The sequence below is a fragment of the Enterococcus sp. C76 genome (assembly GCF_040886985.1).
Taxonomy (GTDB): domain Bacteria; phylum Bacillota; class Bacilli; order Lactobacillales; family Enterococcaceae; genus Enterococcus_B; species Enterococcus_B lactis.
Genome location: NZ_JBFOEY010000011.1, coordinates 44982 through 57122 on the forward strand (window position 1 = coordinate 44982; position 12141 = coordinate 57122).

Sequence of the window (12141 nt, forward strand, 5' to 3'; positions counted from 1 at the left end):
ATACTTCTCCAGTCAATAATTTCTGGTTGGGATGTTAGCTATATTCTGCTGGGAAAAGACAGTCTCGGAAATAAAAATATCTTTAGGTAATGTTTTTCCTGTTTGAAGATTTCCAAAATAACGAGTAACGGTATTGGCTACATACCAGCCGACATCAGGTTTACACTCGACTACGCAATTGACGATTCCTGAGCGTAACTTCTCGATCATATCTTCTTGTCCATCAATCGTTACAATGATCAAATCTTCTCCAGGTTTGATTGATGTTTCTTTTATCGCAGCTAAAGCACCGTGAGTCATTTCATCACTATGGCTGTATAATACATCAATTTCGGATAAATCATTTGTTTCTAAATATCGTTTCATCTGGTCTTTTCCTTTCATCCGAATAAAATCACCGACAATTCGGTGAACAATAGTCATTGGAGGTTTATGGTCGATGGTTCCATCTTTTTTTAGGGTTGGTTTACGATTGATTGATTCCAAAAATCCTTCGGAGCGTAGCTTGGTCGGTGTGGAGTTCTCTGAACCAGCAAGTTCTAGGATTCTGATTTCCTGTTTCTTTGAATTTGTGAAGTGATTGCTGACAAATAAACCCGCCCGATTTCCTTCTGCTTTGAAACTGGGACCGATGTGGGTGACGAAAAGCTCGGGATCATTCGTTTGAATATGTCTGTCGACAAGTATGACAGGGATCCCTGCTCGCTTGGCTTCTTTTAATACAGAGTCCCACCCGGATTCTTGCAAAGGAGTAAAAATGATCATATCTACTTTATAGGCAATGAACGTCCGTATATCTTGGATTTGCCGTTCCTGATTCATGTAACCATTTCGGTAGAGAACTTGGTAATCTTCTTTTTCAAGCGCAGTGATAATTGATTCAGTATGCTTTTTCCGCCAGCTACTCTCCGTTCCTGATTGCGAAAAACCAACGACTAGTGGGTCAGGCGCTTCCTTTGTACTAGGTGTACACCCTATCATTTGGTAAGCGATTACAATAAGGGCTAAAAAAAATAAAACACGTTTCACTTTAGATCACTCCATCTGGATTTGTTAGTACTATCTTATCAGATAAAAGGGAAAATCAAAGTCAAAAGGAATCAATCGAAAAAAATCCAAGAAACTTAAAAAAATCCAAGACAAAAAAAGTACACCTAAAAAATTTAAAGTAAATCCCATAAAAAAATCAATGTTAACGCTTTCTTTATTAGCTATACTCGGTGTATCAATCGGAATGGGGGATAAAAAATGAAAAACAAATTTAGAAAGATTCTTGGGAGTATCGCTATTTTGACCGCAAGCATTCTATTAAGTGCGTGTGGCAATTCAGGATCTGCAGATGATAGTACGGGGTATGTAGGAATCGCTATGCCGACCAAATCAGCAGAAAGATGGATCGCTGATGGGAACAACATGGTCTCGGAATTAGAAAAACTGGGTTATAAAACAGATCTTCAATATGGAGAAGATAAAGTAGAAAATCAAGTAGCACAAATCGAAAATATGATTACAAAAGGGGTAGATACACTTGTGATTGCTTCTATCGATGGTTCGGCTTTAACTGATGTGTTAGCTAAAGCAAAAGAAGCAGATATCAAGGTGATTGCCTATGATCGTTTACTGATGAATTCAGAAAATGTCGATTATTATGCGACTTTTGATAATTTTGGAGTAGGTGTATCGCAAGCAGCTTATATTGAGGAGCACTTAGGATTGAAAGAAGGAAAAGGGCCATTCACGATTGAATTATTTGGTGGCTCGCCTGACGACAACAATGCACTAATTAATTACAACGGAGTGATGTCTGTTTTACAACCATATATGGACAACGGTCAGTTGGTCGTGCCATCTGGACAGACGAGTTTCAGTCAAATCGCTACGCTTCGCTGGGATGGTTCTACGGCGCAAGCAAGGATGGATAATCTGTTAAGCGCAAATTATACTGACCAAACATTGGATGCTGTTTTGTCGCCATATGACCCAATAAGTTTAGGGATCCTTTCGTCATTAAAAGGCGTGGGGTATGGGAGTGAAAGTAAACCTTTACCTGTGATTACTGGACAAGATGCGACAGTTGCTGGCGTCAAATCGATCATTGCCGGGGAACAAACACAAACGATCTTTAAAGACACACGTATCTTAGCAAAAAATACGATTGAAATGATCAAAGCAATCAGTGATGGAGAAGAGGTTCCGGTCAATGATACTGAAACTTATGATAATGGGGTGAAAACTGTTCCTACGTATTTAGCAAATACAGTATCTGTCGATAAAGATAATTATCAAGCAGAGCTGATCGACACAGATTATTATAAAGAATCCGATCTGAAAAATTAAGAGGAACCAAACAAGGAACTAAAGAGATCTAAGTCAGAGAGAGGATAAGAATTATGGCGGATTGTATTTTAAAAATGGCAGATATCACCAAAAAATTTTCTGGAATCCGAGCGTTAGATTGCGTGAATCTGATGATTGAACGTGGGGAAATCCATGCATTGTGCGGAGAAAACGGAGCGGGAAAATCAACATTGATGAATGTCTTGAGCGGCTTGTATCCATATGGCTCCTATGACGGGAAAATCTTTTATGATGGAAAGCTGTGTCAATTCAAAGATTTGAAAGATAGTGAAGAAAAAGGCATCGTCATCATTCATCAAGAATTAGCACTAAGTCCTTATCTTTCAATAAAAGAGAATATTTTTCTCGGAAATGAACAAGCAGAAAGAGGCGTGATTGATTGGGAACTGACAGAAAAGAAAACGTATGAATTGCTGAATAAAGTCGGTTTGTCTATCGACCCGAATCTTCTAGTATCCCAGATCGGCGTAGGGCAACAGCAACTAGTTGAAATAGCTAAAGCATTATCAAAATCCGTCCGTCTGTTGATTTTGGATGAGCCTACCGCTGCATTGAATGAAGAAGAAAGCGCGAATTTGCTGAGATTGATCCGAGAATTGAAAGAGCAAGGTGTAACCTCCATCATTATTTCACATAAGCTGAATGAAATCGTGGATATCGCAGATCGAATCACCATTTTACGGGATGGACAGACGATTGAGACGCTAGAAAATGAAATGATCAGCGAAGAGCATATTATTCGCGGGATGGTGGGCAGAGATTTAGTTGATCGTTATCCTGAAAGAAAACCGGATATTGGAGAAGTTTATTTTAAAGTAGAAGACTGGACGGTCTATCACCCTCTTGATCATGAGCGAATCATAAACGACCATATCAACTTGCATTTGAAAAAAGGAGAGATTGTAGGAATAGCTGGACTGATGGGAGCGGGCAGAACTGAATTCGCTATGAGTCTATTTGGACATTCTTATGGAAGCAAGATATCCGGACGTATATTAAAGGAAGGGGCAGAGATATCAGTTAAGACCGTTCCTTCAGCCATTGCAAACGGACTCGCTTATGTCTCGGAGGACCGAAAATCTTTAGGACTGAATCTGCTGATGGATATTCGGGAAAACGTGACGCTAAGCAGTTTGGATAAAATAAGTCAAAAAGGAGTATTAAATAAAGAAAAAGAAGTAACTGAGGCAGAAAATTTCCGGAAAAAGATGCGTATAAAAACAAACTCCATCCATCAAATTGTCAGTAGTCTTAGTGGTGGGAATCAACAAAAAGTCGTTTTATCCAAGTGGCTGATGACACAACCCGATATTCTTTTTTTAGATGAACCAACCCGAGGGATAGACGTTGGGGCAAAATATGAGATCTACACGATTATCGAAGAAATGGCAGCAAATGGCAAAGCTGTCTGTCTTATCTCTTCTGAACTTCCTGAAATCTTAGGAATGTGTGATCGAATCTATACGATGAACGAAGGACGTATTACAGGAGAAGTCTCGCGAGAAGAGGCAGATCAAGAAGTCTTGATGAAATTAATGACGAAAGAAGAGGTGGGTTAAGTTGGAACAAGCAAAAAATCTTACGGATAAAAAAGAGAAAAAACTAAATTTGAAAAGTAGAGCAGCTGATCTTTTTGGTCGCTACAGCATGGTGATCATTTTAGCGGGACTACTTATTGCGTTTCAATTGATGACGGATGGTATTTTCTGGCGTCCGTTGAATATAACTAACCTTGTTTTGCAAAATAGTCATATATTAGTACTAGCTGCAGGGATGTTATTAGTTGTGCTCTTAGGTCATGTGGATTTGTCGGTAGGGTCAGTGATGGCGTTTGTTGGTGCAATTGCGGGCATGATGATGGTCAATCGCCAAATGAACCCGTGGGTGACAGTCATCGCTTGTCTTGCAGTAGGCGGGCTGATCGGCGCATGGCAAGGTTTTTGGGTAGCTTATGCTGGGATACCGGCGTTTATCGTGACTTTAGCAGGATTGCTGATGTTTCGTGGACTGACACAAGTTGTTCTAGGAGGCCAATCTCTAGCTCCTTTTCCAGCTGTTTTCCAAAAAATGTCTACGGGTTATTTACCAGACTTAAGCAAAGGAAGCAGCCTTCACTTCTTGACATTGATTTTAGGAATGATCATCACCATCGTTTTAGTTGTTGGACAATGGCGAACAAGAAATCGTCGGAAAAATCATTTATTTGAAGTGGAATCTCCAGCAGCTTTCTTGGTAAAGGCGGTATTTACAGCAGTCGTTGTACTAGGGATAACTTACATCTTTGCCTCTTATCAAGGATATCCGATCATTTTGATCATTCTCGGTTTGATCGTCGCAGCATATGGTTTTTTGACAAATAAAACAGTAGCAGGTCGCCAGATTTATGCGACTGGCGGAAATCGAAAAGCGGCTGAACTATCAGGAATCAAAACAAAGCATATCACGTTCTGGGTTTTCGTCAATATGGGAGTCATGGCAGCTTTAGCTGGATTAGTTTTAGCTGCTCGGTTAAATGCGGCGACACCTCAAGCGGGTACTTCGATGGAACTAGATGCGATGGCGGCAGTATATTTTGGCGGTGCTTCAACATCCGGCGGCATCGGAACGATTATGGGTGCGATTGTCGGTGGCTTGGTCATGGGTGTATTAAACAATGGCATGTCGATTTTAGGCGTCGGGGTAGATTGGCAGCAGGCAATCAAAGGGTTGATCTTGCTTTTAGCCGTTGTATTAGACTTGTATAACAAGAAAAAACGGACAACGTAGGAGAACACCGTTTATTCAGAAAAAAAGACTGTGACAAGACGTTTGTCACAGTCTTTTTTTCGCTAAAAGCGAACATTCATTGCTTCGTTTGTTTAGACTAAAAATAATGTATGTTTTTTTACCATTCGTATAAATTCTCTTTTTGCTCTTGATTTTTTCGCTTAATTGAGTTAAATTACATAGGGCGCTAAAAAAAGCCTTGATTAAATTAATAATGTTCGTGTTTTGCTGGATGTGAACATCAGGAGGATAATGTAATGAAAGTATTTGATTACGAAGATATTCAATTAATTCCTAATAAATGTATCGTAAATAGCCGTTCTGAATGTGATACAACGGTCACATTAGGTAAACATACATTCAAAATGCCAGTAGTGCCTGCCAACATGCAGACGATTATTGATGAAACGATTGCAGAATTCTTAGCGGAAAATGGTTATTTCTATATCATGCATCGGTTTGATGAAGCAGCTCGAATTCCGTTTATCAAAAAAATGAAAAAGCGCGGATTGATTACCTCGATCAGTGTTGGTGTCAAGAAAGAGGAATATTCCTTTATAGAGAAGTTGGCAGAAGAATCGCTAAATCCTGATTATATCACTATCGACATCGCACATGGACATGCTAACTCAGTTATTGATATGATTCAGCATATTAAAAAATATTTGCCTGAAACTTTTGTGATTGCCGGTAATGTTGGTACACCGGAAGCCGTCCGTGAATTGGAAAATGCGGGCGCAGATGCAACAAAAGTCGGGATTGGTCCAGGAAAAGTATGTATTACAAAAATCAAGACAGGCTTTGGAACTGGAGGCTGGCAACTGGCCGCTCTTAGATGGTGTGCGAAAGCAGCTCGCAAGCCGATCATCGCTGACGGTGGGATCAGAACACATGGCGATATTGCAAAATCTGTCCGTTTTGGAGCGACAATGGTTATGATTGGCTCATTGTTTGCCGGTCACGAGGAATCTCCTGGCGAAACAAAAGTCGAAAACGGAATTGTATATAAAGAATACTTTGGTTCTGCTTCAGAATTCCAAAAAGGTGAAAAACGAAATGTTGAAGGAAAGAAAATCTGGATCCAACATAAAGGATCTTTGAAAGATACACTAGTGGAAATGCAACAAGACCTTCAATCATCTATTTCGTATGCTGGAGGAAGAGATCTGGAAGCCATTCGGAAAGTTGATTATGTCATCGTGAAAAATTCGATTTTTAACGGAGATACGATCTAAATAATGAGCAAAATATCAGCGGAAGGTTCATAACAGAACCTTCCGTTTTTTATGTTTTGCAAAAAAAGCTTTTCTTTTTTCTCGTAAATTCGGTAAAATCAATAGAAAGAATGGACAACAGAAAAGAGAGGACTATGTGGGAAAAAGTAGAGAAAAAACAAGGACCGATTTATCGTCAAATCATGGAACAGATCATGAGAGAAATCGAAAGTGGAAGAATCAATCCTGGAGATCAACTTGAATCGGAACGAAAACTAGGGCAATTTTTTGGTGTAAATCGTTCCACCGTTGTTCATGCATTGGAAGAACTTAGAGAGCTTGGCGTATTAACAAGTAAACGTGGTAGCGGTTGGTTCGTCAATCAGACTGAATGGGGGAAATTCGCCGTTCCAAGAATCGATTGGCGACAAATGATCTCACCTCGCTATGAACAGACGGATTGGTATGAGCAAAAAATAAAAGAAGCAAAGCAGAGCCAAAAAACATTGTTCCTTGACTTATATGCGAGTGAGATGCCAAATGAGCTTTTACCGAATTTTGAGTTTCCTTCTTATTCTCTTGAAGAAATCTTAGCGGAAGAAAAAGAAATGGATCTTTTAGGCTATACTCCGTTACGTAACAAAATCAAACGGTATTTGGAAAGTAAATTTGAACTGACCTTTTCCCTAAACCAGCTTCTGGTGACTGGTGGTGGCCAGCAAGCAATCTTTTTGATCTTACAAACGATTCTTTCTGCTGGAGAGGGGATAGCTGTAGAGTCACCTTCTTTTTTTTACCGATTACCTCTTTTCAAAGCTTCAGGAACGCGTTTATTTGGGATACCGATGGATGAAGAAGGGATCGACTTAGAAAAACTGAAAGAATCGATCCATAAAAATAAATTGAAAGCAGTGCTTGTCAACCCCAATTTTCAAAACCCTACAGGGAAAGTGATGAGCCAAAAGCGACGAGAAAAGCTAGTAGAATTGTGTCGGCAGTATCGGCTTCCGATTATTGAAGACGATGTATTTACGGACCTTTCATTTCTAAAGCAAGATGAAGTTCTTCCTATACGGACGATTGATCCGGATAATGTATTATATGTCGGTTCGTTATCTAGGATTTTAGGAAAAACAACGAAAATCGGTTGGTTGATCGGACCAGAGACCTTTATCTTGCAACTCGCTAAAGCGCAAGAAATGATGGAGTTTCCGATGAACATCCTTACACAAATCACGGCCGCTAATGTATTTGATGAAGCAATTGATTTGAAAATGTTGGATGTAAGAAAAAAATTGAAAGAAAAAAGCCAACTGATAAGTATTTGGGCGGAGTCTCAATCGTTTTTCAAGCTTCATTCGATTCTAGGTGGTTATTATGCTTGGATCACTTGGGATGGAAAAAAGCTGGACCCCCAACTAGCAGAAAAAGTAGTAGATATGGGTCTAGGAATCGCACCAAGTCTACTTTTTGGGCAAGATATAAATGGAATCAGAATCAATTACAGTCGTCTAGATGAAGCCAACATATCGTTGTTTTATTCAAAGATGAAAATTTTAGAACAGTGGTTAACAGAATAATTTCACAAGGTAAAAAGATTAAAGAATATAACAGCTGGGATTTAAATTTCCTGCTGTTTCTTTTTTTTCTTAAAAAGAAGACGAGACAAAGTATTAGGGAAAAAAACACTTTTTGTACAACCGTTCACGATGTCTTAAGAAAATAAATAGTTGCAGCAAAACTGTATAACACCAGCGTTTCTAAATAGAAACAGATCATTATAAGTTTGATTAGAAAATAGAAAAAACACAGTCTAAATATAAAACGCTTTCCTTATTGTGATTATATTCACTAATGCTGTTAATATGCGGATTGGCATAATTTCCTTTCATCGTGAAAATTTGTGCTTTTAGCTTGTATTTCTCATAAATCCATGATAATTTATTAATGAAGACGGTTAAATAGTGATACAGTTTTATTCGCTGTTTCAATCGCAGAATGAAGAGATTTTCTTATAGATGAGAGAGGAATGTGTGACAAATGGCAAACAAAAAAGCACCGATCGACTTCCAAGCACTGCTAGATGAAGTCAATGCAGATTTCCCAGTATATCAAGCACTTGATCAAGATGGAAACGTAGTTAACAAAGATTTAGTACCTGATTTATCCGATGATGAACTCGTTGAATTAATGACTCACATGGTATGGTCTCGTGTATTAGACCAACGTTCCACAGCACTGAACCGCCAAGGACGCCTAGGCTTTTTTGCACCAACTGCCGGACAAGAGGCAAGTCAGCTGGCCAGTGCGTATGCATTTGATAAAGAAGATGTTCTTCTTCCAGGTTATCGAGATGTCCCTCAATTAGTAAAACACGGCTTACCTTTATCACAAGCATTTTTATGGTCTAGAGGACATGCTGCAGGTAATTCTTATCCGGAAGAATTGAAAGCTCTACCACCACAAATCATCATCGGTGCACAATATGTACAAGCAGCCGGTGTTGCATTAGGTTTGAAGAAACGCAACAAGAAAAATGTTGTCTTCACTTATACTGGTGACGGCGGTTCATCACAAGGTGATTTTTACGAAGCAATCAATTTCGCTGGTGCTTACCATGCAAATGCTGTATTTTATATCCAAAACAATGGGTATGCGATCTCTACACCTCGTGAAAAACAAACCGCAGCAAAAACACTTGCACAAAAAGCTGTCGCAGCTGGGATTCCAGGAATTCAAGTCGATGGAATGGATCCGCTTGCAGTATATACTGTATCTAAAATGGCACGGGAATGGGCAATCAGCGGAAATGGACCAGTCCTAATTGAAACACTGACTTATCGTTACGGACCACATACACTATCTGGGGACGATCCAACCCGCTACCGTACAAAAGACACAGATGACGAATGGCAGAAAAAAGATCCATTGATCCGCTTCCGTAAATATCTGACGGAAAAAGGACTTTGGTCTGAAGAAAAAGAAGAACAAGTGATTGAAGCAACTAAAGAAGAAATCAAAGCAGCTATCGCAGAAGCCGACAAAGTTCCAAAACAAAAGGTTTCAGATTTCTTGAAAAACATGTTCGAAGTATCTCCACAATCAATCAAAGAACAAATTGCAATTTATGAAGCGAAGGAGTCGAAATAATCATGGCACAAAAAACAATGATCCAAGCAATCACCGATGCCTTAGCACTTGAACTAGAAAATGACGAGAATGTCGTTGTTTTTGGTGAAGATGTTGGGAAAAACGGAGGAGTTTTCCGGGCAACTGAAGGATTGCAGGAAAAATTCGGAGAAGACCGAGTATTCGATACTCCTTTAGCTGAATCTGGAATCGCAGGGTTGAGTTTCGGACTTGCGTTGGAAGGATTTCGTCCAGTTCCTGAAATCCAATTTTTTGGTTTTATTTTCGAAGCAATGGATGAAGTAGTAGCTCAAATGGCTCGTACAAGATACCGAATGAGCGGTACTAGAAATCTACCAATCACGATTCGTTCACCATTTGGTGGCGGTGTTCATACACCAGAACTGCATTCAGATAATTTAGAAGGTTTGATTGCCCAGTCTCCTGGTATTCGAGTAGTGATCCCATCAAATCCTTACGATGCAAAAGGACTATTGATTTCTTCTATTAGAAGTAACGATCCAGTTGTTTTCCTAGAACACATGAAACTATATCGCTCATTCCGAGAAGAAGTGCCGGATGAAGCTTACGAAGTTCCTTTGGACAAAGCAGCAGTTACTCGTGAAGGAACAGATGTATCTGTTATCACATACGGGGCAATGGTGCGTGAAGCAATCAAAGCAGCAGACAATCTTGCAAAAGAAAATATCTCTGTTGAAATCATTGATCTTCGTACAGTTGCGCCATTAGATGTAGAAACGATCATTCAATCCGTGGAAAAAACAGGTCGCGTAGTCGTTGTCCAAGAAGCGCAACGACAAGCGGGTGTTGCTGCGCAAGTAGTTTCTGAGATCTCAGAACGCGCTATCCTTTCATTAGAAGCCCCAATCGGACGAGTTTCTGCACCTGATACAGTCTTCCCGTTTGGACAAGCAGAAAATGTTTGGTTACCAAACGCAAAAGATATCGAAGACAAAGTAAAAGAAATCGCGGAATTTTAAGAAAAGAAGGGACGAAACAAAGTCATGGCTTATCAATTTAAATTGCCGGATATCGGTGAAGGAATTGCAGAAGGTGAAATCGTCAAATGGTTCGTCAAACCAGGAGATACGATTAATGAAGATGATACATTATTAGAAGTTCAAAACGACAAATCAGTAGAAGAAATCCCCTCACCTGTAACAGGAACGGTTAAAAATGTCATTGTTCCAGAAGGTACAGTAGCAAATGTTGGGGATGTATTGGTAGAAATCGATGCACCAGGACACGAAGACAATGAGGGGGACAGTGGTGTAGCCGCAGAATCCCAAACTCCAGCTAACCCAGCTGCTGAACCAACCGTTGATACAGGATCAGCTGGATCGTCAAGCGAAGGAGTCTTCCAATTCAAGTTACCGGATATCGGTGAAGGAATTGCAGAAGGTGAAATCGTCAAATGGTTCGTCAAACCAGGAGATACGATCAATGAAGATGATACATTATTAGAAGTTCAAAACGACAAATCAGTAGAAGAAATCCCCTCGCCTGTAACAGGAACGGTTAAAAACGTGATTGTCCCAGAAGGAACAATAGCAAATGTTGGGGACGTGTTAGTAGAAATCGATGCTCCTGGACACAATGGTGCACCATCAACTAGTGCGCCATCATCTGAAGCACCAAAAGAAAAAGTAGAAACATCAGGTTCAGCAAGTGTCGTTGAAGCTGCCGATCCAAATAAACGTGTATTGGCTATGCCATCTGTTCGTCAATTTGCCCGCGAAAAAGATGTAGATATCTCACAAGTAACTGCAACTGGAAAAGGTGGCAGAGTAACAAAAGAGGACATCGAAAACTTCTTGACAGGTGGTCCAAGCAGTGCACCAGCGAAATCAGAAGCGCCAGAAGCGGCAGCGCCGAAAGAAGCAGCTCCTGCAGCAGAAAGCAAACCATCTGCACCAGCAAAACCATTCAAGTCCAACTTAGGAGACTTGGAAGAACGTGTAGCAATGACACCAACACGTAAAGCTATTGCTAAAGCAATGGTCAACAGTAAGCATACAGCTCCACACGTGACATTGCATGATGAAGTAGAAGTGTCTAAACTATGGGATAATCGGAAACGATTTAAAGAAGTTGCTGCTGCAAATGGTACGAAACTTACTTTCTTGCCATATGTCGTGAAAGCTTTAACAGCGACTGTTAAGAAATACCCAGTATTGAATGCATCTATCGACGATGCAAACCAAGAAATCGTTTATAAACATTACTACAATATCGGTATTGCAACTGATACGGATCACGGACTATATGTACCAAATGTGAAAGATGCAGACCGCAAAGGAATGTTTGCTATTGCAGACGAAATCAATGAGAAAGCAAAATTAGCTCATGACGGCAAACTATCTGCAGAAGATATGCGCAATGGAACGATTACGATCAGCAATATCGGATCTGTAGGTGGCGGTTGGTTTACACCAGTCATCAACTATCCAGAAGTAGCTATTTTAGGTGTAGGAACGATTGCACAACAACCAATCGTAAATGCTGAAGGCGAAATCGTTGTCGGTCGTGTGATGAAACTGTCATTAAGTTTCGATCACCGTATCGTAGATGGAGCAACTGCGCAACAAGCAATGAATAATATCAAACGTCTTTTAGCTGATCCAGAGCTATTAATGATGGAAGGATGATAAAC

9 protein-coding genes are annotated in these 12141 nt (G+C 40.0%); 8 read left to right on the top strand and 1 reads right to left on the bottom strand.

Annotation, left to right across the window (positions count from 1 at the left end; all coding sequences use genetic code 11):
* Window positions 1-12: 12 nt before the first annotated feature.
* Window positions 13-1029, bottom strand: coding sequence for an ABC transporter substrate-binding protein (locus tag AB3I00_RS12585; RefSeq protein WP_024635303.1), 1017 nt, complete (start codon window positions 1027-1029; stop codon window positions 13-15).
* 219 nt (window positions 1030-1248) lie between these two features.
* On the opposite strand from AB3I00_RS12585, the gene chvE reads away from it, so the two are divergent.
* The 8 genes from chvE (at window position 1249) to AB3I00_RS12625 (ending at window position 12136) form a co-directional block, all read left to right on the top strand.
* Window positions 1249-2337, top strand: coding sequence for a multiple monosaccharide ABC transporter substrate-binding protein (gene chvE, locus AB3I00_RS12590; protein ID WP_070770602.1), 1089 nt, complete (start codon window positions 1249-1251; stop codon window positions 2335-2337).
* A gap of 53 nt (window positions 2338-2390) precedes the next feature.
* Window positions 2391-3917, top strand: a complete 1527-nt coding sequence (mmsA, locus tag AB3I00_RS12595; RefSeq protein WP_368025355.1) for a multiple monosaccharide ABC transporter ATP-binding protein — start codon at window positions 2391-2393, stop codon at window positions 3915-3917.
* A 1-nt stretch (window position 3918) separates the two neighbouring features.
* Window positions 3919-5124, top strand: coding sequence for a multiple monosaccharide ABC transporter permease (gene mmsB, locus AB3I00_RS12600; RefSeq protein WP_086286069.1), 1206 nt, complete (start codon window positions 3919-3921; stop codon window positions 5122-5124).
* Window positions 5125-5381: 257 nt separating this feature from the next.
* A complete protein-coding gene (guaC, locus tag AB3I00_RS12605) occupies window positions 5382-6359 on the top strand; it encodes a GMP reductase (RefSeq protein ID WP_002287992.1) in 978 nt (325 codons plus the stop codon).
* A 134-nt stretch (window positions 6360-6493) separates the two neighbouring features.
* Window positions 6494-7918, top strand: a complete 1425-nt coding sequence (locus tag AB3I00_RS12610; protein ID WP_368025356.1) for a PLP-dependent aminotransferase family protein — start codon at window positions 6494-6496, stop codon at window positions 7916-7918.
* Window positions 7919-8378: 460 nt separating this feature from the next.
* On the top strand, window positions 8379-9488 hold the full coding sequence (gene pdhA, locus AB3I00_RS12615; RefSeq protein WP_002292209.1) for a pyruvate dehydrogenase (acetyl-transferring) E1 component subunit alpha: 1110 nt from the start codon (window positions 8379-8381) through the stop codon (window positions 9486-9488).
* 2 nt (window positions 9489-9490) lie between these two features.
* Window positions 9491-10468, top strand: coding sequence for an alpha-ketoacid dehydrogenase subunit beta (locus AB3I00_RS12620; RefSeq protein WP_002292208.1), 978 nt, complete (start codon window positions 9491-9493; stop codon window positions 10466-10468).
* A gap of 24 nt (window positions 10469-10492) precedes the next feature.
* Window positions 10493-12136 (top strand): dihydrolipoyllysine-residue acetyltransferase, encoded by a 1644-nt coding sequence (locus tag AB3I00_RS12625; protein WP_368025357.1) that lies wholly within the window; start codon window positions 10493-10495, stop codon window positions 12134-12136.
* Window positions 12137-12141 lie beyond the last annotated feature (5 nt).